We start from the raw sequence: 24,059 nt of genomic DNA, 5'->3' as shown, positions 1-24,059 counted from the left end.
CTACAAGGAACACCCCATGCTGCCTGTTGACGACATCCGACTGAACTTCAACCCCGCCTCGCTGGCCGTGCTCAACGCGGTGCTGGGCTTTTTGATGTTCGGCATCGCGCTCGATACCCGCACCGAAGACTTTCGCCGCCTGTTGCGCATGCCCATGGCGTTTGCGGTGGGCATTGCGGCGCAATTTTTGTTGCTGCCGGCCATCACGTACGGCCTCACGCTGGTGCTGCAACCGGCCCCCAGCATCGCGCTGGGCATGATCCTGGTGGCCTGCTGCCCGCCGGGCAACGTGAGCAACATCCTGACCCACCGTGCCAACGGCAACGTCGCGCTCAGCGTGTCGATGACGGCCGTGTCCAACGCCATCTCGGTGGTGGCCATGCCGCTCAACTTTGCGTTTTGGGGCGGCATCCACCCCACGGCCGCGCCGCTGCTGACCAGCATCGCGCTGGATCCACTGCAAATGTTCGGCCACATTTTTCTGATCATCGGCCTGCCCTTTGCACTGGGCCTGGCCTGTGTGCACCGCTTTCCGGTCTTCACCGAGCGCTTCAAAAAACCGTTGCGCATCATCAGCTTTCTGGCGCTGATCGGCTTCATCGTCGGAGCCATCGCGGGTAACTGGCGTTACTTTCTGGATTACGTGGGGTTGGTGCTGTTGGCCGTGGTGCTGCACGACGCGCTGGCCTTTGGCACCGGCTATGCCGTGGCCCGGGCGGCGCGCCTGTCTGACTTCGACTGCCGTGCCCTGTCGATTGAAGTGGGCATCCGCAATGCGGGCTTGGGTCTGGTGCTGATTTTCAGCTTCTTTGGTGGCCTGGGCGGTATGGCCGTGGTGGCCGGGGTTTGGGGCTTTTGGGACATCATCGCGGGCCTGATCCTGGCCGGATTCTGGGCACGGCGGCCTTTGCGCAGCGGTGGCCCGGCAACGACACCCGAGACGGCTCTCAGCACGCCAAAGGCTAAGTCCACATGAACACGGTGACGCCTGCCGCACGCCGAGTGCTGGTCACTGGCGCCGCTGGATTTCTGGGTCAATCCCTGACCAAGGCCTTGGCGAGTGGTGCAACTTGCGACAACGTGGTTGCAGTAGATGTGCGCGAAGTGCCTTCAGCCCAGCGCCTGCCGGGCATCACGTATATCACGCAAGACGTGCGCGACTCGGCACTGGCGAACACCCTGGCCGCGCACCAGATCGACACCGTGGTGCACTTGGCGTCCATCGTCACACCCGGCAAAGACTCGAACCGCGAATTCGAATACTCGGTCGATGTGGGTGGCACACAGAATGTGCTGCAAGCCTGCGTGCAACATGGCGTAGCGCACATCGTGGTCTCGTCCAGCGGCGCAGCCTATGGCTACCACGCCGACAACGCGCCTTGGCTGACCGAAGACATGCCCTTGCGCGGCAATGAGAGCTTTGCTTATTCGCACCACAAGCGGCTGGTCGAAGACATGCTGGCCGACTACCGCCAAAGCTGTCCGCAACTGCAGCAAACCGTGCTGCGCATTGGCACCATCTTGGGCGAGCGGGTGGACAACCAAATCACCGCGCTGTTTGAAAAACCACGCCTCTTGGCCATTGCAGGCAGCGACAGCCCCTTTGTGTTCATCTGGGACGACGACGTGACCGGCGCCATCTTGCACGCGCTCAGCGGTCAAGCCCCAAGCGGTTGTTTCAATTTGGCGGGTGACGGCGCGCTCACGATCTTCGAGATCGCCCAGCGAATGAACAAACGCCCCCGCGTGCTGCCCGCTTGGTTGTTACAAACCGCCTTGGCCATTGGCCACGCCCTGCGCATCAGTCGCTACGGCCCCGAGCAACTCGACTTCTTACGCTACCGGCCCGTGCTGCTCAACACCGCGCTTAAAACTCGGTTTGGCTATCAGCCCGATAAAACCAGTGCAGAAGCTTTCGAGGCGTGGTTATCAGCGCGCAAGTACCAAAGTGGGTCTACTCGCCCTCAACCTTAGAAGGTCAAAATTTGAACAGAACATCAGAAAACATCGCTTAATCCTTAAACCATCGGAATTAGGAATTTTTAAATTAAAAAAGCCACCGGCAAGCGATGCACCGGTGGCTTGATATCTACCTAACTATCTCTCAATTCGAATACTTTCTAAATGAGTAGAAATGACTCGCATCCCATGCATCACTTGTGCGGCTGATAAGGTCAATATCTGTAACTATGCTTTCATATGAAGTATTTTTGAAGATGCCGTTGGCACACTGAGGCGCCGATGACCCCTCGCCGCAAATGATAGAAGATCCGCGAGCAGATGATCTAAAAAGCACGGAATCTTCGTATCCAAGACGATAACCCCTGCCGGCATTAAAAGTAGTAGCTCCACCATAAGCGCCATAAATACGAGCACGATAAGTCGCTGGTTCAGTACCTTTCAGCAAAGGATTTGAATCACTGGCAACCGACCAAGTCAAATCTACCTTATTACCCTGCGGTATGAAATATCCAATGCTGGGATGCTGCACCAAAGTTAGAGAACCCTGAGCTTGATAATTGATGGTTGGAAGGGTCGATGTCAAATTTGGCAACGGCACTGACTTAATGAAACCATCAATAGTCTTGGCCCTAGCCGTCGTTTTGTAATACTGAATTGCATTAGGTGTATTTGCGTTGTTGTTCGCAAAGAAGTACTCAAATTTCCAAGTACCAAACTGCGGCAGTTTTTCCAACTGAGCATCGGTCATATCCTGATCCACAAAGACCAAGAATGTGCCTTCCCTATCGCGCGGGTGAGCAACAGGCGCGCTGCCCGTGAATTTGGACTGAATCCTGATAAAGCCTGTTGAAGAAGGTGTGACCGTATCTTTGGAAACTGTGAAATAGGAGTAATTGCAAATGCCTCCCGTTACATTGGGTTTCATAGTGATTTGAGCCTTATCGCCAGCGTCGTTGTAAGACGGCGACGTAATAACGACTTTCACCCAATTTTTGGTGTTATTTGTGCAGGGTAAGTCAAATACGTAACCTACGCTGTCATAGGTGTAGGCCACATCTTTTGGGAACTCGCGTCTTTGTGCATAAGGACTCGCTCCGCCTGGAAGGCTGTACTGATTCCCAATGATCCGGTACTGGTTGTCCGAAGGGTCCAATCTGGCCACATTTTTCTCGTACTGGAAGTTTCCGTAATCGTCTTGCCAACGATAACCAAATACTACGTCTCCCGCAGTGGGGCCATTCGCTACCGTTTCAGAGACGGTGTAATAGTACTTAGGAGAGATAAATTTCACGCCAGGATTAGCAGTGAAAATCCCACCAAAATGCTGATCAGCCTTTACGACAGCACCATTGAGTTTGTAGCCCGCAGGATTTCTGGCATGGAAGATGGCTTTGCATTGATCGGCGGTGATATCTGCTGCTGTACCTTGCACATTGCCAGTTCGGGACGCTTTATCGAGTGCATAACAACTGGTCATTTGGTCCAGCAGAGCTTGGAGTTTGACACTCAAGCCATCGGTAACCAGTTCGCTGGAATTTACCGAGGGTAATGCGGTGATTGAGCTATTGCTATTGAAACTGACATTGGGGAGGTCTTCGCCTTCTTTGACGGATTTGCGCAAAGTTAAGTCAATCGTGGAGGACGAACCCTTGGGCTCGATCTTCACATCGAGTGAATCCAACATCTTGTCAAAGCCTGTGCCATTGGCTACAAAACTGACGGTTTGTGGATTGGTGGTGGCGGGCAAATTGAGCGCATCGAGCAAAGGCTTAATGGCGGCCATCATTTCCTGATTTTTTGAAGCCAAGGTCGAACTGTTGATCGTCGCTAATCTGGCAGCGATCTCACTTATTAAACTCGCAGGATCGCCCGTGGGTGACAGACGGGCGGCAATCAGATTTGTGAGTTGGTTGATGTTAGCTGTGGCTGTTGATCCTGCCTCGGCCACAACGCTCAGCAATTTGGTGGAACCATCGTCCGCAATGATGATCAAGGGGAATTTAGCGGTTGCAGGAATTGAGGCGCCGTAGCTGCCGTCGGCCGCGACGGTGGCAGGCGTTTGCAACAAAGAGATGCCATCGGCTCCGTAAATTTGGACTGTGGCGACTGCCATAGGCGCACCAGTCGCTGCTATTCCTGAGAGCGCAATGGTGTTGCTGCCTGTTGTTACGGAGGCATTACCGCCTCCTCCACAACCTTGGATGCCGATTAAGCCCAAGGTCAACAAAGCCAGCGTGAGCCTTGAAAATTTTGGATTATTCATTGTTCTCCTCCTTTGAATGGATATTTACATCACTAAAAAGCCCATCGGCATTTAATTACAAAATTGATCATACTTTATTCTGCGAACAGTCAAGGAGTAGTTTCTCGTTAGGTCTTGGTCATCAAGTCGTTTTTAGGCATGGTTTTTTGATGACGAGCGTTCAATGCTCATTTTGCTGATCCGTGATTTTTCTGCACAGCAGAAAAAATTGGCAACAAAGTGGGAGATGTTGTTTGAACGCTGGATTCCAGCCTAAATAGAGTTTGAACAGAATCGGCTAAGCCATCTGTTCTAGCTTTTGAACGACCCAATCACGCACCAAGAAGCTTATGGTCCGTTTTATCGCACAGGTGACAGCTACGTCGACTTAATGATGGTTGCCCCCCTTGCCACGCTAGACCTTGAATCGTAGATTGGTTAATCTGGCTGACATGGCCAGCAACCCAAAGGAGACTGCCTTGAAATTGACTTCTCTTGCTAGACGGATGTCACACAACACCTTGATCACCCACGCACCAGCCATGCGCCCAACGCTTTTGACAGCTGCATTGACTCTTGCCGCTTCAAGCGTGTTCGCACAAGCGCTGCCCATGGCCAAGCCCGAGTCAGTGGGCATGTCCACTGAGCGCTTAGCCAAAATTGGCGCTGCCCTGCAACAAGAAGTGAACGACAAAAAACTCCCTGGCGCAGTGGTGATGGTGGCGCGTAAAGGCAAGCTGGTTTACAGCACCTCCGTGGGCAGTCTGAACAACAGCACGGGTGGGGCCATGAGTCCAGATGCGTTGTTCCGCATCTACTCCATGACCAAGCCACTGGTGTCTACCGCACTCATGATGTTGGTGGAGGACGGCAAGGTGCAACTCACCGATCCAGTCAGCAAGTTTTTGCCCTCATTCAAGGGTCCGATGGTCAGCGTTCCCACCTTTGACCCTGTGTTTAACGGCGTGACTTTCAAGCTGATGCCTGCCAACCGCGAACCCACGATTCAGGACCTGCTGCGTCACACCTCCGGCATCGCCTATGGCGAGCTCACCAAAAACACCTTGGTGAGAGACGCGTACATCAAAGCTGGTGTGTTCAAAGCAGACCTCGACTACGACTCTCGCACACTCAGTGGCGCCGAGATGGCAGATGGCTTGGGCAAAGCACCGCTGGCCCAACAACCCGGCACCGCCTGGGAGTACAGCCTGTCGGTGGATGTTCAGGGTCGTGTGGTCGAAGCTGTGAGCGGCAAGCGTTTGAACGACTTCATGCAAGAGCGCATGTTCAAGCCCTTGAAGATGACCGACACCGGCTTTAGCGTACCCGCAGCCAAGCTGCCTTTGTTGGCAGAAGCCTTTCCCAAAGACCCAGCCACCGGCGCAGCCAACAAACTCATCGATGTCAGCAAAACGCCTGGCAACGACTCAGGTGGCGCTGGGGCTGTCAGCACGGCAGGCGACTACCTCCGTTATTGCCAAGCCATGCTCAACGGCGGGCAGTTGGATGGCGCGCGCATTCTCTCGCGCACCACCGTGAATCTCATGGCCTCGGACCACTTAGGCAGTGCGATCAGTACCACCGTCAACCCCGGCATGCTGCTACTTGGCACACCGGGCTACACCTTTGGTCTGGGATTTTTGGTTCGCCAGAGTGATGGCATTGCTGGTGTGCATGGCACCACCGGCGAGTTCATGTGGGCCGGCTATGCAGGCACCTTCTTCTGGGCCGAACCCAAAGAGCAAATCTGCGCGGTTTACATGACGCAGGCCCCGAGCCCAATTCGTGCCTACTACCGCCGTTTCATGAAAGACATGGTGGCACAGGCCATCGTGGACTGAGATTCCCTTTTTCAAACCCGAGGAGACAAGCATGTTGAATTCATCTTTATCTAAGCGTTCCTTCACCCAACTTGCCGTGACACTCAGTGCCGCAGCGGTGTTTTTACCTGCACAAGCACAGCAAGGTCCCATCAAAATTGGTTTGACCACCGCCGTGCAATTGCAAGTGGGCAGGGACACCCAAGAAGCGGCAAAAATTGCGATTGACGAGATCAATGCCAAGGGCGGCGTGATGGGGCGCAAGCTCACGTTTGTGGTGGCCGATGAAACCGAAAACCCAGAAGTGGGCATCAATGCCATCAAGAAATTGACGGCCGATGAAAAGGTCGATGTGATTGTGGGCGGCTACACCAGCGGCGTGACCCTGGCGCAGTTGCCCCACATTTCCTCGGCTAAAACCATCTACCTTGGCGTGGGTGCGGCTTCGCCGGCGATCACGGCGAAGGTGAAGCAGGACTACGACAACTACAAGTACATCTTCCGCGCCGGCCCCATCAACGCCGTACACCAGGCGAGAGGTTTGGTGGAGTGGATTTCGGGCCACCTGATCGGTGAGCTCGGCTTGAAGAAAATCGCCATCATTGGTGAGAATGCCAAGTGGGTGCAAGACTTGGTGCCCGTGTTGCGCAAGGGCGCTGTCGATGTCGGCGCCGATGTGAGGATGGTTGAATTCTTTGACACTTCAACCTCCGACTTTTCGCCTTTGCTCTCCAAAATCAAAAGCTCGGATGCCCAGTTCTTGGTGGTGGTTCTGTCACATGCGTCGAGCGACGTGTTTGCCAAGCAGTGGTACGACGCCCGCTTCCCGATCCCCTATGGCGGCATTGATGTGAAGTCCCAAGACGGTGACTTTTTTGACCGTGTGGGTGGTAAATCATTGAGTGAAGTCGCCGTGAACTTCGCGGTGCGTGCGCCTTTGACAGCCAAGACCGTGCCATTCTTTGACGAGTTCAAAAAGCGCACAGGTCGCGTGCCGGTCTACACCGCGTTCGGCACTTATGACTCTGTGCATGCTTACGCGCAGGCTATTGAACGTGCCAAGAGTTTTGACACCAACGCCATCATCAAAGAATTGGAAAAGACCAGCATGGTCGGCGTTGCCGGTGTACTCGAGTTTGATGAAACACACGACGTGAAAGCAGGCGGCAAATTCATGAACTTGTTGTTCGCGCAATGGCAAGAAAAAGGCGAACGTGTGGTGCTGTGGCCAAAGAGCTTACGCAGCGGCAACATGATCATGCCGCCTTGGTTGGCCAAGTAATCTGACCCGCTTCATTTCACATTTGCTTCTCGCAAAGGAAATCGTGTGCTTGAAATACTGATCTTCGGTGCTGTCACCAGTGCCATCTACGCCATGTTGGCCGTGGGCTTCACCTTGATTTTTGGCGTGGCCCGCATTTTGAACTTGGCGCATGGCTCGTTCTATGCGCTGGGGGCATACGGCGCCTACGTGTTGACAACCGTCTTCAAGGTGCCGCTGATCGTGGCGACACCCTTGGTGGTTTTAGGTGTCGCCCTGTTCGGCATGCTCGTGGAGCGGGTCTTGATCCGCCCCATGCGCAAGTCACAGCTGGCGGTGCTGATGATCAGTCTGGCGGTGTCACTGGTGGTTGAGCAGGCGCTGTTTTTGATTTTTGGCTCTGAGTACCGCAACGTGCCCAGCTTCATCGATCAGAAATACGTGATCGGCGGCGTCGACGTGGCTGGGCAGAGATTGCTGACCTTGCTGGTTGCGGTGGTGTCGATTGGTGGGCTGTACATGTTCATTCAGAAAACCCGCCTGGGCAGTGCCATTTTGGCTATCTCGCAAGACCCGGAGGCGGCGCAGTACATGGGCATTCCAAGTGACCGTATTTTTGGCGTGGTGATGGCCATGTCCGCAGGTTTAGCGGCATTGGCGGGCATCATGGCTGGGCCCTTTTTGAGTGTCCAACCCTCCATGCATTTGTTGCCCATTGTCAAAGCGTTTGCGATTGTGGTGGTCGGTGGTTTGGGGTCGATCCCGGGCAGCATCGTGGCGGCTTTGATGCTGGGCTATGCCGAAACTTTGGTGGCGTATGGCATCTCGACCTCATGGACGGAGATTGTTTCGGTGGCTGCAACCTTGCTCATGCTGGTGCTGCGCCCCGCTGGGTTCTTTGGCAAACGCGCTGCCTTCTGATGTTAGGAACCACGATGCAACTGAAAAACATAGACCGAGGTGGTGCCTTGGTCGCGATTGCAGTGATGGCGGTTTTGCCGCTGGTCTTTGACAGCCGCTATCTGATGGGTGTGCTCACAGTGGCTGCCATTTACGGCATTTGGTCGGTGAGTTGGGACTTCATGTCGGGCTTGACGGGCCGGGAGAATTTTGGCCACTCGCTGTTCATTGGTGTGGGTGCGTATGCCGCCGGATTTCTGAACACCACTTGGGGAGCCAGTGCTTGGTGGAGTTTGCCAGCTGGGATGATCGCCGCCATTGCATTCGCTTTGATCATGGGTATTCCGACCTTGCGTTTGAAAGGCCCTTACTTTGCGCTGGCCATGCTGTCAGGCGCGGTCATCATGCAGCGGCTGATGCTGATTTTTTGGGAATACACGGGCGGCGAAGAAGGCATCAACGGCATTGAGCCCTTGATCCGTTCGCCCCTTTATTTCTACTGGTTTGTGTTGGGCATGCTGGTACTCACCACCGCATTGCTGGGTGGCTTGGCCCGTTCCCGCTGGGGGCTGATCCTGAAAGCAATTCGGGGCGATGAAGCAACGTGTCAGGCCGCAGGTCTGAACGTCACGTATTACAAAATTGCGTCACTGGTGATCAGCGCCGCATTTGCGGGCATGGGCGGCGCTTTGTATGCACATTACCAATTGCAGGTCAGCCCGCAACTGTTTGCCGTGGTCACGTCCATCACCATCATCACCATGGTTTATGTGGGTGGCATGTCCACCATTTACGGGGCCATCGGGGGCGCACTGCTGTTGACCTTGATGACCGAATTACTGCGCAATTTTGGTGAGTGGCGCTTGATGGTGTACAGCGTGGCCTTGATCTTGATCTTGTTCTTTTTGCCACAAGGCCTCGTGGCACCCACTTGGGAAAAGATTCGCCAACGACTGGCAGGGGGACAACCATGAGCTTGCTTAGCGTTCGCCATCTCGACAAGCGCTTCGGTGGTCTGCATGCGGTAAAAGATGTCAGCCTAGAAGTTCAGCAGGGTGACATCTTGGGCATTTTGGGGCCCAACGGCGCAGGCAAAACGACGTTGTACAACCTGCTGACTGGCTTCATCAAACCCGACAACGGCGAGGTGTTGCTTGATGGGCAGTCATTGCTCGGCATCCCCACCCACAAGGTGGTCGGCTTGGGCATTGCCCGCACCTTTCAGTTGTGCCGTCCTTTCGTCGGGTTGACGGTGCTTGAAAACGTCATGGTGGGCAGTCTGGGGCCACGCGTGCCAGATGTTGACCTCGAAAAACGCGCCTACAAATTGCTCGATCAAGTGGGGCTGGCGGGCAAAGAAAGCTCGCCCTCAGAGCTCCTGTCCTATGGCGACCAGCGGCGGCTTGAGATTGCCCGTGCGCTGGCCACAGAACCCCGTTTGCTGCTGTTGGACGAACCCTTTGCAGGACTAGGATCGGGTGAAATTGCGGCCTTGTCCACCTTGATTCGGGATCTGCACCGCCAACAAGGCTTGACCATCATGCTGATCGAACACAAGTTGCGCGAATTCATGCAATTGGTGTCGCAGGTGGTTGCCATCGATTTCGGTCAGGTCATTGCCACGGGCGCACCACAGGACATTGTCAAAAACCCGAAAGTGATCGAGGCCTACATCGGAAAACAGGATGCCGAATATGCTGCTTGACATTGAAAAAATGAGCGCCTCTTACGGCAAAGCATTGGCCTTGGAAGAGGTCAGCCTGAACATCGCCCCCGGCGAGTTTGTGGCCGTATTGGGCCCCAATGGTGCGGGCAAATCCACCCTGCTCAAATGCATTTCGCGCATGCTCGACGCCAGCGGCAAACTCGAGCTCGATGGGGTGTCACTGCACCCATTTGCAGCGCATCAGGTGGTCGGTCGGGGCATTTGTCATTGTCCGGAGGGCCGTCGTTTGTTCCCTGAGTTGACGGTGCTCAAAAACCTGATGTTGGGGGCCTATTTGCGTGACGATGCAGATGCGGTCGCCAAAGATCTGGAACGGGTGTATGCCTTGTTTCCGATTTTGCGTGACCGTGCCAGCCAGATGGTGAGTACCTTGTCGGGCGGTCAGCAGCAAATGGTCGCGATCGGAAGGGCCTTGATGGGGGCCCCCAAGTTGCTCTTGCTGGATGAGCCATCCGTTGGCATCGCCCACCGCTTGAAGCACGAGATTTTTGACGCCATTCGGCAAATTCGTGATGGCGGCGTGGCGATTTTGATGGCCGAGCAAGATGCGCTCAGTGCGTTGCGCATTGCCGATCGGGCGTATGTTTTAGAGCATGGCCATGTTGCACGTCATGGTCCAGTGGCTGAACTCAGCAAAGACGATCACATTCGGCAAATTTACTTGGGCGTTGCCTAAGCCTTCATTCGCATGTCAGATTCCTAGACAATGCACGATCTGTTGTTCATAAGGAGTTGGCATGGCTTGGTTAATTTTGGGCTTGGTTCTTTTTTTAGGCGCCCATTCAACGCGCATCTTTGCTGAAGCATGGCGCACCAGGACCATGGAGGCCTGGGGTGAAAAGCCTTTCAAGGGAGTGATCGCCTTGGTCTCTTTGTTGGGTTTTTATGCACTGATCGTGGGCTACGCAGAAGTGCGGATGGCGCCAGTTGTTCTGTGGCAGCCCCCCATCGCGACGCGCCACATCAGTGTGTTGTTGATGTTGTTTGCCAGTATCTTGCTGGTTGCCGCGAACATACCCGCGAATCATTTCAAAGTGCGCCTGGGCCACCCCATGGTGCTGTCAGTCAAGGTGTGGGCCTTGGCCCATTTGTTGTCAAACGGCAATTTGGCCGATGTCATTTTGTTCGGTGCTTTTTTGGCTTGGTCCGTGATGAACTTCAAATCTGCGCGTTCACGCGACCGTGCCTCGGCCGAAAGGCAAGCGCTGGTGCCAGGTGAAACTGCACCATCCACAGCTCCCAAACTTTCTGCCACGCTCATCGCAGTTGTTGTGGGCGTTGGACTTTGGGCACTCATCACGTTTGTTTTGCATGCGCAGGTGGTTGGCGTTTCGCCGCTGGGTTAACAGCGAAAAAAGCAATCCGCAGGATGCGCTGGCGACTGCTGACGCTTTACAAATCAAGCCGGGGTTTCAGTTGACGGATAGAAACAAAACGCCATCGTCCCAACATCACGGTGAGCACGGCAGCTGAAATTCCGACGCCTGTGACTTGCAGCCAAGGCACCACCCATGTGCTTTCAAAAGCACCAAATATGGCGGCTTTCAGGCCATGGGCCAACCATGTGATGGGAAGCCATGGGCTCAAGGTGGCAAAGAAGCTGCCACTCAACTCGACGGGCATCACCCCGCCCGAAGAGGTCATTTGAAGCGCCAGCAAAACCATCGCCATGGCTTTTCCTGCATCCCCCATGAAACACGTCAGGGCGCTGACTAAGCACAAAAAAGCCAAGCCAGCGCTCACGATGGTGAGTATCAACGCCAAGGGATGGACCACATTCACCTCCAGCACCACCATGATGGTGAACAACAGCGTGAGGCTTTGAACCAAGACCAAGGTGCCTGGCAGCAGCATTTTCCCAAGCCACTGCGCGACCGGATGAAATGGCTCGGCATGTCTTGGCAGCACCCGAAGATTGACAAAAAACACCGCAATGCCCGCGCCCAGCCAAAGCGCGGCCGGGATCACGTTGGCAATAAAACCAATGCCGTTGTTTTGCACGGTGGCGTCTATTTCAAACAAGGGGCGGACCGAATCTGCCAAGCCCTCGGGGCTGCCATCGGGCGTATCGCCTACATCCGGTATGGCTTTCTCTACAAGTGCCAAGCCCATTTCTAAGCGTTGACTGGCTTCACGAATTTTTTCGTTACCTTGCGCCAGGTTGGCAGTGCTGTTGGCCAACTCTGAAGCGCCGTTGTCCAGCGCCTCCAGCTGAGCGTCCTCCGGCAATTGCGTCGTGGCAGATCTCAAAACGGTGGTCATACTGCGAACACCTGTGGTCAGTGCATTGACCCCTGTGCGCAAACTCTGAGCACCCTCCTCGAGTTTTTGTCCGCTGTTGGCAGCGGTTTGCAAACCCTGGTCGAGCTGCTGCAACCCCTGAGACAGTTGCAAGACGTTGTCTCGAGCCGTGGCACCCACCAAAAAGCTGTTTTCGGTATCTGCTTTGAAGGATGACACTTGGGTATTGATCAAGCGACTTCCGGTATGAAGTCGCTGCAACCCTTGTCCCAGTTCAGAGACGCCGTTGGCCAGTGTTTCTGCGCCTGCATCGAGCCGCCTTAAATCTGAGTTTCGGGGTCGGTTGGCTTCTAATTGGCGCAAGCCTGCGCTCAGTTTTTTGGCATTCTGACTCACTTGCGAGACGTTTTCGCTGAGCTGCTGTGCGCCCGTGTGGATTGATTTGGCACCCTGCGCCGCTTTGCTCGAACCCTCGCTCAGCTCGGTAGCACCATGATGGAGCTCTTTCAACCCTTGATTCAGCCGCGACACACTTTGCTTGGAACCTGCGGCATTCAAAAGCACCAAGGACCAACGCTGAGCATTGAGGCTTTCGTTGATTTTGTGACCCAACTCAGACGCAAACTGCTGCGCAATGCGTGCTGTCTCAATGTTGTTGCCCTGGGATGCAAACACCACCAACTGGCCCGCGCCGGCTTGTTCACCTGGCACAGCATTGGCGCTGAAGTTTTCAGGGATGATCAAAGCAAACGCCAACTTGCCTTGGCGAACGTGCTGCCTGACTTCGTCCGCTGTGGACATCACTTGGTAATTGAATTTACCCGCAGTTTGCAGTGTTTGGCTGAGGTCTCGCCCCACGTTGACAGCGCTGTCACGGTAAACGAGACCTTGATCCATGTTCACGATGCCCACATTCAAGGCTTGACTGTGCGAAGCAGGGTCCCACAGGCTCGACAAGTAAATGAGGGAGTACAAAGCGGGAATCAGGGCGACAGCCAGCATAGACCATGCAATTTTGGCTTGCCCCAGCACGAAACCCGCTTCTAAGCGCGCGATGGAATGGATTTGTCGAATGAACTGCATCAAGACGGGATTGTCGGGCTTAGGGGGTGAAAAGTCTGGCCCCCCGTCTTTCAGTTCAGGCAACTTTGCGTTCTGCACCCTTCAAAGCAACTTTCACGCTCTCTGGTGTGAAAGGAATGGTTCGCATGCGAACCCCGGTGGCATCAAAGAAAGCATTCGCAATCGCGGCAGGCACGGTCGTGGGTGTTTGTTCGCCAGCGCCCCAGGCCGGCAGGCCAGGCTGGTCGATCAACACGGTTTGCACCGTGGGCGTTTCAGGGAAGCGCAGGATGGGGTAGCTGGCCCAATCCACGCTGTCGATGGTGCTGCCGCTCCACTGCACCTCTTCCATCAGCGTGCGGCTGACGGTTTGAATCACGCCACCTTGGATTTGGTTTTGCACACCATCGGGGTTGATGATCTGGCCGCAGTCGTGGGCCACAAACACCTTGGTCACCAAAATTTGACCCGTTGAGCGGTTGACTTCCACCTCGGCCACTGTCGCCACATACGTGATGGCATTGTTGTAACGCACATAAGAAATGCCTCGACCTCGCGTCACATTGCCAGCGTTGACCTGAGTGGCTGATGGTCGCTTGCTCCAGTTGGAGGCCTTGACCACCGCGTTGATCACACCGCTGGCGCGTGCATCGTTCAAATGCGCCAAACGGAAATCTGCGGCATCGGCACCCGCTGCCGCGGCCAGTTCGTCCATGAAGGCTTCGTTGGCAAAGCTGTTTTCAATACGCCCTGGGCTGCGCAAATGTGACGAGCGCAAGAAGGTTTGCGCCACGTGTTTGGTGGTCACCAAAATGTTGGGCACTGCATAGGGTGCGCCCGCATTTTGGAACAGAAAACCGACCCAGTTGCCAGGTCGCGGAATGCCCGTGTCACTGGCCGCCAGCAGCGGAAAGTCCAGCGGTTTGAAAGCGGCGATGTGGTTGAGCGCGATGAAGAAGTCGCCCTTCCATCCGGTGATCTTGCCTTGTGCATCCAGGCTGGCCTCGAGGTCCATGGACCGAGGTGGGCTTTTAGGGGCCAGCGCCGTCTCGTCCTGACGCGTCCACTGCACGCGCACAGGTTTGCCAATTTTCATGGCGATCAAGGCCGCGTCTGCGGTGGCATCCTCATGACCGTTGCGGCCATAACAGCCTGAGCCATCCAGGTAAACCAAACGAATGGCCGATTTGGGCAAGCCGGTGATGACGGACAGCTCGTGCTGCATGGAATGCGTGGCTTGCGAGGCCGACCAGCACACCAATTGACCGTCTTTGAAATCGGCCACAGCGCACGATGGGCCGATGGACGCATGGGTCTGCACCGCAAAGTTGTAGGTGGCCTTGACGCTTTTCACGCCACTGGTCAAGGCTTGTGACACATCGCCCACCTTTTGGGTCGCCTCTTCTTTGGCGATGGGCATCTTGCGCCAGGCTTCAAAAATGTTGGCCTTGGCCGGCAAGTCAGGGCCTGCGCTCCATTGGGTCTTGATCGCCTCGGACGCCTTGATGGCGGCCCACTCGTTTTTGGCAACCACCGCCAAGAAGTTGCCTTGCCTCACAGTTTGAACAAAGCCTTTCACGCCTTTGGCGGCTGTCTCGTCAACAGCTTGCAGCGTGGCGCCAATCTGGGTGGGGCGAATCACCCGTGCATGCAGCATGCCGGGCAGGCGCAGATCGTGGACATACAAGTGCTCGCCAGTGACCTTGCCGGGAATGTCCACGCGGGGGATGGACTGCCCCACGAGCTTGTAGTCAGTGTGTTTTTTCACCGCGATCTTGGGGTCGACCTTGACTTCAAAACCCGAGCCAATCAGGCTGCCGTAGGTGGCGGTTTTGCGGGTGGCTTCGTGCGCGATGACACCATCGGTGACCACCAACTCGGCCACAGGCACGCCCCAGTTTTTAGAGGCACGCTGCAGCAAAGCTTGACGGGCGTTGGCCGCGGCGATGCGAAGCTCGCTTCCGCCTTGAGAGATGGTGATGGCAGCGCCCGTGAGCCATTGGTCGGGGGTGGTGCCCGTGTCACCCATGACCATATCGATGCGGCTGAAGGCGACATCCAGCTCATCGGCTGCGATTTGGGTCAGCGCCGTCTTGGTGCCCGTGCCCAAATCGACTTTGCCGACGTACAGGGTGATGCGATTGTTTTTGTCGATGGTCAGCCAGGAGTCCAACACATCGGGGGCCACACTTTTCACAGGCGACAAACCCGTCGCGGATTTCGCTTGAGCTGTCAAAGAGAAGCTGACGGACAGAACGCCTGCACCAGCAGCGCCCAGGAATTGACGTCGATTGAATTGGGTCATCGTGTTCTCCTCAGGCGGTGATGGCACGTTTGACGGCGGCCACAATGCGTTGATGGGTGCCGCAGCGGCAAAGGTTGCCGGCCAATGCCTCGGTGATTTGCTGGTCGCTGGGGTTCTTGTTTTTGGCCAGCAAAGCTGTGGCGGTCATGATCATGCCGTTGATGCAATAGCCGCACTGCACAGCTTGTGTGTCAATGAAGGCTTGCTGAAGTTTGCCCGGCTTGGCAGAGCTGCCCAAGCCCTCGAGCGTGGTGACCGCTTTGCCTTGGACGGTTGCAGCCGGCGTGATACATGAACGCGTAGCTTGCCCGTTGACGATCACGGTGCAGGCGCCGCATTGGCCCTTGCCGCAGCCAAATTTGGGGCCATTGAGGCCAAGTTGATCGCGCAGTGCGTAAAGCAGCGGAATGTCCTGATCGGCATCGACAGCACGAGCCTTTCCGTTGACCTTCAAATTGATTTGAGCCATCTTCATCTCCATGAATTGAGGCCCATCCCAACAGAAGAAGAGCCCGGGCCACGAATCCACCAGGACGCGTGCAGCAAATTTGATTATGAAGAAACCTCAAAAATGGAGGGCTCGTGGAATCCCCAAGAAAGTCCACTCGGGGACAGGTCAGCCCCTGCACGCCGATCATCTTGCTCAGGCCAGCTTGTGATTCAATCTGAGCCATGCATATCGTTTCCACACACGACAACACCTTGCACGCTTTGGCAAGTTTTGTCATCGCCCAAAGGCATGTCGCTCTGTCTGATACCGAGTTCTTCGATGGCCGTCGCAGGCTGTTGGACACATTGGGCTGTGGATTGGCGGCCTTGCATCAGCGCCCCTGTGTGCAAGCTCGCCAACTGGCGTTGCTAGACGGCGTGGGTGGCGGCGCAAGTTTGTTGGGAACGCAAGAGCGCACCTCTGTGGCGCTCGCGGCGTTCGCCAACGGCTGGATGATTCGCTATCTGGATGGGGCAGACACTTACCCCGGAGGCGGTGGACACCCCAGTGACTGCTGGGCTGGTTTACTAGCTGTGGCCGAAGAACGCAGTCTGGACATCCAAAATTTGTTGCTCGCCGCCCGAGTGGCTTACAGCGTTTTTCACAATTTGTTTGTCTCGGCCCAGTTGCGCGATAAGGGCATCGACAACAGTTTTTATGTGACGCTAGGAACTGCGGCCGGTTGTGCTTGTCTCATGGAACTGAACCACGAACAAACAGCCCACGCTTTGTCTTTGGCCGTGGTTCCCAATGTGTCTTTGGCGGTGGCCAGAACTGGGGCACTCTCCATGTGGAAGGCTGGCGCCAGCGCCAATGCCAGTCGAAACGGCGTGTTTGCAGCGCTGATGGCGGCGGCAGGCATGGAAGGACCGGCCATGCCTTTTGAAGGTGACCGTGGCCTGTGGCATTTGACAGGCGCATTTGAGCTAGAACCGTTCGATCAAGGGAATGGCGTGCCACGCATGCAGCTGGCGCACATGAAACAATTCTTGTGCGATTACCACTCTCAAACGCCCATTGCTGCAGCGATGCAATTGCACAGCCAACTTCAGGGCGAGGCCATTGAGTCTGTTGTGGTGCACACCTATGCGTTTGCTCACAGCGAGGTGGCCAGCGACCCTGAGAAATGGGCCCCAAAAAACAGGGAAACTGCCGACCACAGCATGCCTTGGATTGTGGCGGGCGTTTTACTGCATGGGCATTTCGGGGAATACTTGTTCAGCACTGAACAGTTGCAGGACCCGCAGCACCGTGCGTTGACCCAAAAAATAAGGGTGCTCGAAGACCCAGACTTGACCCGACGCTTTCCCAACGAAATCCCCTGCCACATGGCGATAGAGACCACCTCTGGGCGTCGTTTGCAAATGCAAGTGGATCTGCCTTTGGGACATCCGCGACACCCCATGACGGATGAATCGCTTCAAAATAAGTTTGTGACATTGACCACACCAGTTCTCGGCGAACACGCGCAGCGGACATGCGATGCGATTTGGCAAATGACGGCCCATCAATGCGTTCGTTCATTGCTGCAAAGCATGGCCTTCCCTCATCCACTAACAAAGGCGCAAACATCATGAGCACCTCTCCATTTCAAATTCTCAAACGCTGTCTGGCCGTGTCTTTGACCGTTTGGCTTGCGGTCACTTCAGTTTGGGCTCAGAGCTACCCCGAAAAAACGATCACCTTGGTGGTTCCGTTTGCAGCGGGAAGTGGGACCGATGCCGTTGCTCGGCAAGTCGCACAAAAATTATCTGAGCGCCTCAAACAAGCTGTGATGGTCGACAACCGAGCCGGTGCCAACGCCCAAATTGGCGTGGAATATGCAGCCAAAGCAAACCCCGATGGCTACACCTTGTTGCTGACAACTGCCACCTCGCATTCAGCCAACCCCTACCTTTACAAGAGCTTGCGCTACGACCCTCTTAAAGACTTCACACCCGTGGCACGCTTGGGCATCATGCCCTTTGTGATGGTTGTCAAACCCAGTCTTCCCGTGCGCAATATGGCTGAGTTCGTGTCTTATGCCAAACAGAATCCCGGAAAATTGGCCTTTGCGTCGCCCAACGGCACCTCCATGCTGGCATCCGAGGCCTTGGCAAAAATGGCGCAATTGGATTTGATCAATGTGGCTTACAAATCAGCCCCGCAAGCCATGACCGATTTGATGGCCGGTCACCTGGATTTTTATGTCGTCGACTTCACGTTGGCTTTGCCGCAGATCCGTGCCGGCAAGGTTAGGCCGCTGGGACTGGCGAACAACCGCAATTCACAATTGCTGCCCGATGTACCACCGCTGGCGCAGACCATCCCCGGATTTGATCTGCATGCATGGAATGGCATTTTTGGTCCCGCCAATATGCCAAAAGCTGTGGCCGAACGCTTGTCGCAAGAAATTCAAGCGGTGATGGCCGATCCCGAAACGCAAAGCAAACTCAGCGGCATTGGCTTTGACATTCAGCCCACCCGCTCACCCGATGAATTCAAAAACTACGTGACGGACCAACTGGCCGATTGGGGCCGAATGATCAAAGTCGCGCGGATTCAACCCGAATAGGCTTTCCTCATTTCACCTTGATGCCTTTATGTTTCAGAGGCACCCTCCAAGCACAAAGTGCAAACCAAAGAGCGGTTCTCGCTAGGCGACAAGCTAAGCAGCTCTTGCGCGAGCGCTGTGAACCGCAAAGCGCCAGGCAAAGCGCTGATTGGCTCCACGCAAACGTGCCTGAACCCCAATGGGGTGTGAATCAGCAAATGAGGGGCATGCTGGCTGCGCAACGTCAATTGCCAGTCCCGCGTCAATGGCAGCTTGACTTGGCCGCTGTAATTCTCATAAGCGATGGTGCCTGCCTGTTCTAGAGGCAAGGGAAAGGTTTGCATCGGACCTTGAGTCATACCAGCTTCAGCACGGCCTAAACCGTCTAATCCAATCGCGTGTTGTCGTTGTGCGTGAACGCGCCATGTATCAGTGTGGTGAGAAGCTGACGCCGCGTTAGGCAAAAAAGGGTGCCAACCCAAACTCAAGGGCATGACCTCGGACGATGTGTTGCGAACGGAAATTTGAACCTGTAACCCAGCCTCACTGAGCTTGTACAACAAGCCGGCCTCAAATGACCATGGCCATTCGGAATCTGCGCCCGCGTGCACCATTTGCAATTCTGCGCTGCTACGGGTGGCTTGCAACAGTTGCCAAGGACGTCGATGTCCAAAGCCATGCAATCCCTGCTGGCTCGGTGATGCATTGTCCAGTGTGATGTCTTTGCCAAACCACATGAACTGCGCAGGCGCTAGTCGGTTGGTGAATGGCAACATCACAAATGCGCCTGCTTTAGGCCAGTCATGCGGGTGAAACAGCTCTTCGTTGGGCCAAGGCACGATGCAATCGATAGGCGTTTGCCCGTCCTTGTATGTCAAAGAAAGCAGACGCCCTCCGGCTGACGGCGAAATTTCTGCAGCGTAACGACCCGCCTGAAGACGAACCTTGGGACAAACGGCCAAGTCAGGCATGCGCAGATGGCTCAATCTGCCTTGGCGCCGGAGAATTCGACAGCCTCTTTCCACTTGACGAACTGACTGTCCATGAACTGCCTAAACTCTTGGACGGAGGTAGGCCGAGGCTCGACATCCATGGCGGCCATGCCTTGACGCACGGCTGGATCGGCCAATGCGGCCATGACATCTTGATTGATCTTGTTGATAAGTTCAGCGGGCGTTCCTGCGGGGGCGTGCAAGCCGCACCAGCCGGAAGCGTCAAAGTCCAAAATCCCCAACTCTTGCAGGGTTGGGATGTTGGGCAACAAGGCTGAGCGGGTCTTTCCTGTGGTGACCAATGGAAGGACCCTGCCCGAGTTCAGATGCGGGCTTGCATCACCCATGCCTGCCAACATGACTTTGACGTGACCCGCCAACAAGTCGTTCATGGCGGGTGCGCCACCCTTGTAGGGAATGTGGTTAAGGTTCAATTTGAGTTTGCTTTTTAACAACTCCACACCCAGATGTTGCGCGGTTCCGCTGCCCGCTGAGGCATAGGCCAACGGCTCTTTTGAGTTTTTGGCCGTGGCGATGAAGTCATTCAAAGTTTTGCCTGGAAAGGACTCGTGAACCAACAGCACGCTGGCAAAGCTGGAAATCTGTGCAATGGGCACAAAGTCCTTTTTGGTGTCAAAAGGTAAGGTTTTGAACAGGCTCGGATTGATAGCAAACGGCCCTGCGGACACCAGCAAGGTGTAGCCATCGGGGTTAGCTTTGGCCACATACGCCGAGGCAATATTGCCTGATGCACCTGCCCTGTTTTCAACCACCACACCGTTTTTCCACTTAAGTTGCAACTGCTTGGCCAGCAAACGCACGGTTTTGTCTGTTGCACCACCTGCGGGGGTGGCTACAACCAAAGTGATCGGCTTATTAGGAAAGTCAGTCTGCGACCAAGCTCCGAAAATTGGGCTCATCAAAATTAAAAACGCCGTTAGGAATTTCATCGTTCAGTCCTTTTCATGTGGAGATTCGTGGTCATGCGGCCAGTGCAAGTCGGTCGAAATATTCAGCCGGTGCGTGTTGAACTTTCATTTGGTCAATCGCCAATTGGTGCATGCGTGCTTGGATGCCGGGATCTGTCAACGGTATTTTTTGCAAAGGATCTGTTTGCAAATCAAACACCGCGGAGACGGTGTCTTTCAAGGTGCCAGGCCCTTGATGGTTGTAAAAAGGCGATTTGGGCGTGGCCGGAATTTTCATCACCGGAGCGGTCCTCGAAAAGGGCATCGAAGGCACCAGTTGCGCTTGCTGCAACTCGTCAATGCTGAAAAACTCTTTCATGTGCATCGGCATCAAGGTGTATTGGTTCAAGTCGCCCCCATGCACATCAGGCGGATAAATGAAGCTGGTGTAACGACCATCGGTCACGTTCACAGCGCTGCCAAAAACACCGTAAATACAGGCTTCACGGTTGCGCAACTGCACATCTGCCAAGGCGGGTAGCAAAGAATGAGCGGTCACCTCGGGCGGTAGCGGCGCCCCATAAATGTCCATCAGCGTGGGCATGATGTCCATGGTTTGGGTGAGCAACTGCCTTCGGGTGCCGGCTTGCGCAGCGTGATCGGGATGGTGAATGAACAGCGGAATGTGCGCCACTTCGTTGTAGCACGGCATGATATTTTTTGCCCACCAGTCGTGTTCACCCAGCAAAAATCCATGGTCTGTGGTGACGATCAAGGCGGTGTCTTTCCACAAATCGTGGGCATCAAAATGGTCAAGCAACCGCCCCAACTCATGGTCACACAGCGCGATGATGGCGGCGTAATTGGCGCGCAACTCTTCGCATTCGTCAAAGGTCTCGGTCACGCGCGCATAGGGAGGCCAGTCCAGTGTTGGACCTCTGTAATCGGTCGAAAATGCTTGGCGAAATTCTTTGGGTGCATGGAAAGGCTCATGCGGATCAAACGTTTCCAGGTGCAACAACCATTGGTCTGCGCTTTGGTTGGTGTTGAGAAAATCCAAGCCTGAATCAAAGCACCTGACCGATGGAAAGTCTGAGTATTCCTTGATGTGTTCGCGGTTGATCATGTTGCGCGACAACTTGTTGCGCCGCTGCTCTGAATATTGAACAGGGTGGTACATCTCTTTGAAGCGTTTCCATGGCGGATCCACCATCGCTTTCCAAGGGTCACCTTCTTGACCGCGAATGAAGTCGTAGGTGTCGTACCGGTTGTGGTAAGTGGCGCCGCCATCACCCCAGTAATGGAAGTGGTCTGAAATCAAATGGCTGTAGACATTGTGTTTGTGAAGCAGCGCTGCAAATGAATGGTCAAACGGCTCCAGCGGCCCCCACCCGCGATGTAAGAAGTTCAGTCGCCCCGTGTGCAAGTCCCGCCTGGCAGGCATGCAAGGCAAGCTGCCCACATAGTGGTTGTCAAACACCACAGAGTGGTCTGCCAATCGTTGGAAATTGGGGGTGGCGATATCTTTGCCGCCATAGCAACTCAAGGCTTTGCGATTGAGCGAGTCAAAAAGAACGAAAACAGTTTTCATGGGCAATGGTTCTCTGGGTCAACTTGTGGTGCATGCTAGTCAACTTCAATCCATGCTACAAATCGATTTTTATGAATCATTATTTGATTTAAATGAATTACTTTAACCCTCGGCATTTACAAGCCTTTGTCAGCGCCATCGAAACTGGCTCCATGATCAAAGCGGCCCGTCAGTTGCACATGGGGCAACCTGCATTCAGTCAGGCGATTGCAAATTTGGAAACCATCGCGGGCGTCAAACTCATGGCGCGCACCACCCGCTCCCTCCAACTAACACCCGCAGGGGTCGTGTTTTTCAGGGATGCACAACGGGTGCTTGAAATGAACAAACGCTTGCTGCACAACACGCAACAGTGGGCGAATGGCCAGCACGGCAGTGTGAGTGTGCTCAGCATTCCCTCTGTCGCCCATCTGCTTCTTCCGAGGGTGGTGAAGTCCTATGGCGACTTGCATCCAGAGGTTACGATTCAAGTGCATGACCATCCCGACCCCCAACTGCGCGTGTTGATGCAATCGGGTGAAGGTGATTTCGCTATTTTTTCGAATTCTCAAAATGGCGAAAATCTTAAAAACCTGCCCATACTAAAAGACCGTTTGCGGTGGGTCGGCTGCAGCGCAGCCCCGTTGGCGCAACAAGCACAGATTCGCTTGAAAGATTTGCAGCGTCAGCAGTTCATCGTGATGCGGCGTGGGGCCATTCGAGACATGGTCAACCCGCTGCTCGACAAGATCCAAAGTCCTGTGCCCTTGATCGAAGTCGATCAGCAATCCACCTTGGTGGGCATGATCGCGGCAGGTTTGGGTATGACGTTTTTACCCAGCTTGAGTTGTCAGTCTTCGACCCACACCCAAACCACACACAGGGCCTTGGATTTTGGAGATTTTCACCGCGCCATTCATATCTCGCGCGCCACTGAGCGCGATCTGATGCCGTGTACCCGCGCATTTTTGCGCTTGTTCATTGCACAACTGCAAGCAGGCGATTTTCAACTTTTAGAGGGCGTGGCGTTACTGCCCTTGACGGAACCTGAAGTTGAAAAATTTCTGACATGACCGCATGCGAGGTCATCACCGCAAAACCCTGTGCAAGACCATCCTTTAAAAACAGGATGGGATAAACCCCTGTGCAATGGCGAACCTTGTCAGGATGTAATTTATGCACGCTAAAAATATGAGCGCCAAGGACCCCCGATGTATCTGACAGGCAAGCAAACCCAACTGCTGGGTAGCATCATGCAGACCTTGGCTGAACCGCACGAAGAGCAGGAAATCCGTGAAATCATGGGTGACTTGGTCATGCAATTGCTGGGGGCACAGTTTTATGCCAGCTATGTCTGGCAGCCAGACTCTTTGAGCTTTGCACAGCCCACCCAGATCAACATGGACCCCATCAACCTGCGGGCCTATGAAAGCTACTACCAGTTTCACGACCCCATCACTCCCCTGATGCAACGCTACCAGGTGGCCGTGCGTGCCACCGATGTGCTGGCGATTGAAGATCTGAAGAAAACCGAATTTTTCAACGATTTCCTGAACAAGGACGGCTTGTACTGGGGGGTGAACCTGTACGCCTGGCACCAGGGGCAAAACCTGGGTGACATGCGCATCTGGCGCGACAAGCGCAGGGATAACTTCACACCCGACGAGATGCGCTTGCTGGACATGCTGCAGCCGGCTTTCGTCACCGCATTGGCCAGGGCACAACGGCCGACCCAACGGCATGAAGTGCAACTCAACACCTTGTCTCAACGCTTAACGCCTCGTGAACAAGACACCGCACGCTTTGTGATGTTGGGCATGCCCGACAAAGAAATCGCCCGGGCATTGAGCATTTCAAGCACCACGGTGCGCACGCACCTGGAAAACGCTTTCCGTAAAGTGGGCGTGAGTAACCGCGCAGCACTGGTGCACAAGTTGAGGAACTAAGGGCGTCATCCTCCGCAATCTTGAGGATGGTCGCAAACAAGGGGGCTGCCTAGCATGAAGAGAACGTCCATCCGGGCGTTTCAACATCCAAGGAGACCCTC

At 54.9% G+C, this 24,059-nt stretch carries 20 protein-coding genes; 13 read left to right on the top strand and 7 right to left on the bottom strand.

What is annotated here, in order from left to right; all coding sequences use genetic code 11:
* Positions 1–16: 16 nt before the first annotated feature.
* Together B9Z42_RS04315 and B9Z42_RS04310 are read left to right on the top strand one after the other, a co-directional pair.
* Complete coding sequence (locus B9Z42_RS04315; protein ID WP_100132108.1) at positions 17–976, top strand: bile acid:sodium symporter family protein; 960 nt, start codon at positions 17–19, stop codon at positions 974–976.
* Entirely contained in the window at positions 973–1,974 is a 1,002-nt protein-coding gene (locus B9Z42_RS04310) for an SDR family oxidoreductase (protein WP_100132107.1), read from the top strand. Before B9Z42_RS04315 ends, B9Z42_RS04310 begins: the two co-directional genes overlap by 4 nt.
* A 130-nt stretch (positions 1,975–2,104) precedes the next feature.
* On the opposite strand, the gene B9Z42_RS04305 is transcribed toward B9Z42_RS04310, so the two are convergent.
* Positions 2,105–4,225 carry a hypothetical protein gene (locus B9Z42_RS04305; protein ID WP_100132106.1) on the bottom strand — a complete coding sequence of 707 codons (2,121 nt, stop codon included), beginning with the start codon at positions 4,223–4,225 and terminating at the stop codon, positions 2,105–2,107.
* A gap of 485 nt (positions 4,226–4,710) precedes the next feature.
* Between B9Z42_RS04305 and B9Z42_RS04300 the strand changes: the two genes are divergently transcribed.
* The 7 genes from B9Z42_RS04300 (at position 4,711) to B9Z42_RS04270 (ending at position 11,257) form a co-directional block, all read left to right on the top strand.
* Positions 4,711–6,045 carry a serine hydrolase gene (locus B9Z42_RS04300; protein WP_233203520.1) on the top strand — a complete coding sequence of 445 codons (1,335 nt, stop codon included), beginning with the start codon at positions 4,711–4,713 and terminating at the stop codon, positions 6,043–6,045.
* A gap of 31 nt (positions 6,046–6,076) precedes the next feature.
* Entirely contained in the window at positions 6,077–7,306 is a 1,230-nt protein-coding gene (locus tag B9Z42_RS04295; protein WP_100132105.1) for an ABC transporter substrate-binding protein, read from the top strand.
* Between the two features lie 45 nt (positions 7,307–7,351).
* Positions 7,352–8,206: a branched-chain amino acid ABC transporter permease gene (locus B9Z42_RS04290; RefSeq protein ID WP_100132104.1), complete on the top strand. Its 855-nt coding sequence runs from the start codon at positions 7,352–7,354 to the stop codon at positions 8,204–8,206.
* 14 nt (positions 8,207–8,220) lie between these two features.
* Positions 8,221–9,159 carry a branched-chain amino acid ABC transporter permease gene (locus B9Z42_RS04285; protein ID WP_100132286.1) on the top strand — a complete coding sequence of 313 codons (939 nt, stop codon included), beginning with the start codon at positions 8,221–8,223 and terminating at the stop codon, positions 9,157–9,159.
* Complete coding sequence (locus tag B9Z42_RS04280) at positions 9,156–9,890, top strand: ABC transporter ATP-binding protein (RefSeq protein WP_100132103.1); 735 nt, start codon at positions 9,156–9,158, stop codon at positions 9,888–9,890. The genes B9Z42_RS04285 and B9Z42_RS04280 overlap by 4 nt, the downstream gene beginning before the upstream one ends.
* Positions 9,880–10,587, top strand: a complete 708-nt coding sequence (locus B9Z42_RS04275) for an ABC transporter ATP-binding protein (RefSeq protein WP_233203519.1) — start codon at positions 9,880–9,882, stop codon at positions 10,585–10,587. Before B9Z42_RS04280 ends, B9Z42_RS04275 begins: the two co-directional genes overlap by 11 nt.
* Positions 10,588–10,648: 61 nt before the next feature.
* Positions 10,649–11,257: an NnrU family protein gene (locus B9Z42_RS04270; RefSeq protein ID WP_100132101.1), complete on the top strand. Its 609-nt coding sequence runs from the start codon at positions 10,649–10,651 to the stop codon at positions 11,255–11,257.
* A 46-nt stretch (positions 11,258–11,303) separates the two neighbouring features.
* Here B9Z42_RS04270 and B9Z42_RS04265 read toward each other — a convergent pair whose 3' ends face one another.
* The 3 genes from B9Z42_RS04265 to B9Z42_RS04255 are packed head-to-tail and all read right to left on the bottom strand — an operon-like array spanning position 11,304 to position 15,988.
* Entirely contained in the window at positions 11,304–13,235 is a 1,932-nt protein-coding gene (locus B9Z42_RS04265; protein WP_100132100.1) for a YhgE/Pip domain-containing protein, read from the bottom strand.
* 55 nt (positions 13,236–13,290) lie between these two features.
* On the bottom strand, positions 13,291–15,519 hold the full coding sequence (locus B9Z42_RS04260) for a molybdopterin cofactor-binding domain-containing protein (RefSeq protein ID WP_100132099.1): 2,229 nt from the start codon (positions 15,517–15,519) through the stop codon (positions 13,291–13,293).
* Positions 15,520–15,529: 10 nt separating this feature from the next.
* A complete protein-coding gene (locus B9Z42_RS04255) occupies positions 15,530–15,988 on the bottom strand; it encodes a (2Fe-2S)-binding protein (protein ID WP_100132285.1) in 459 nt (152 codons plus the stop codon).
* Between the two features lie 203 nt (positions 15,989–16,191).
* Between B9Z42_RS04255 and B9Z42_RS04250 the strand changes: the two genes are divergently transcribed.
* Positions 16,192–17,586 carry an MmgE/PrpD family protein gene (locus tag B9Z42_RS04250; protein ID WP_100132098.1) on the top strand — a complete coding sequence of 465 codons (1,395 nt, stop codon included), beginning with the start codon at positions 16,192–16,194 and terminating at the stop codon, positions 17,584–17,586.
* A complete protein-coding gene (locus B9Z42_RS04245) occupies positions 17,583–18,563 on the top strand; it encodes a tripartite tricarboxylate transporter substrate binding protein (protein WP_100132097.1) in 981 nt (326 codons plus the stop codon). The genes B9Z42_RS04250 and B9Z42_RS04245 overlap by 4 nt, the downstream gene beginning before the upstream one ends.
* Before the next feature lie 26 nt (positions 18,564–18,589).
* Here B9Z42_RS04245 and B9Z42_RS04240 read toward each other — a convergent pair whose 3' ends face one another.
* The 3 genes from B9Z42_RS04240 to B9Z42_RS04230 are packed head-to-tail and all read right to left on the bottom strand — an operon-like array spanning position 18,590 to position 22,033.
* Positions 18,590–19,513 carry a hypothetical protein gene (locus B9Z42_RS04240; protein ID WP_100132096.1) on the bottom strand — a complete coding sequence of 308 codons (924 nt, stop codon included), beginning with the start codon at positions 19,511–19,513 and terminating at the stop codon, positions 18,590–18,592.
* A gap of 11 nt (positions 19,514–19,524) precedes the next feature.
* The gene (locus tag B9Z42_RS04235; protein ID WP_100132095.1) at positions 19,525–20,484 is read right to left on the bottom strand and encodes a tripartite tricarboxylate transporter substrate binding protein; all 960 of its coding nucleotides are present in this window, start codon (positions 20,482–20,484) and stop codon (positions 19,525–19,527) included.
* Between the two features lie 31 nt (positions 20,485–20,515).
* A complete protein-coding gene (locus B9Z42_RS04230; RefSeq protein ID WP_100132094.1) occupies positions 20,516–22,033 on the bottom strand; it encodes a sulfatase in 1,518 nt (505 codons plus the stop codon).
* A 92-nt stretch (positions 22,034–22,125) separates the two neighbouring features.
* On the opposite strand from B9Z42_RS04230, the gene B9Z42_RS04225 reads away from it, so the two are divergent.
* Both B9Z42_RS04225 and B9Z42_RS04220 read left to right on the top strand, forming a co-directional pair.
* On the top strand, positions 22,126–23,085 hold the full coding sequence (locus B9Z42_RS04225) for a LysR family transcriptional regulator (RefSeq protein WP_100132093.1): 960 nt from the start codon (positions 22,126–22,128) through the stop codon (positions 23,083–23,085).
* Positions 23,086–23,223: 138 nt separating this feature from the next.
* On the top strand, positions 23,224–23,958 hold the full coding sequence (locus B9Z42_RS04220) for a LuxR C-terminal-related transcriptional regulator (RefSeq protein WP_100132092.1): 735 nt from the start codon (positions 23,224–23,226) through the stop codon (positions 23,956–23,958).
* Positions 23,959–24,059 lie beyond the last annotated feature (101 nt).

The organism is Limnohabitans sp. B9-3 (genome assembly GCF_002778325.1).
In the GTDB taxonomy this organism is placed as follows: Bacteria; Pseudomonadota; Gammaproteobacteria; order Burkholderiales; family Burkholderiaceae_C; genus Limnohabitans; species Limnohabitans kasalickyi.
This window is presented reverse-complemented; position numbering and strand designations above follow the sequence as displayed.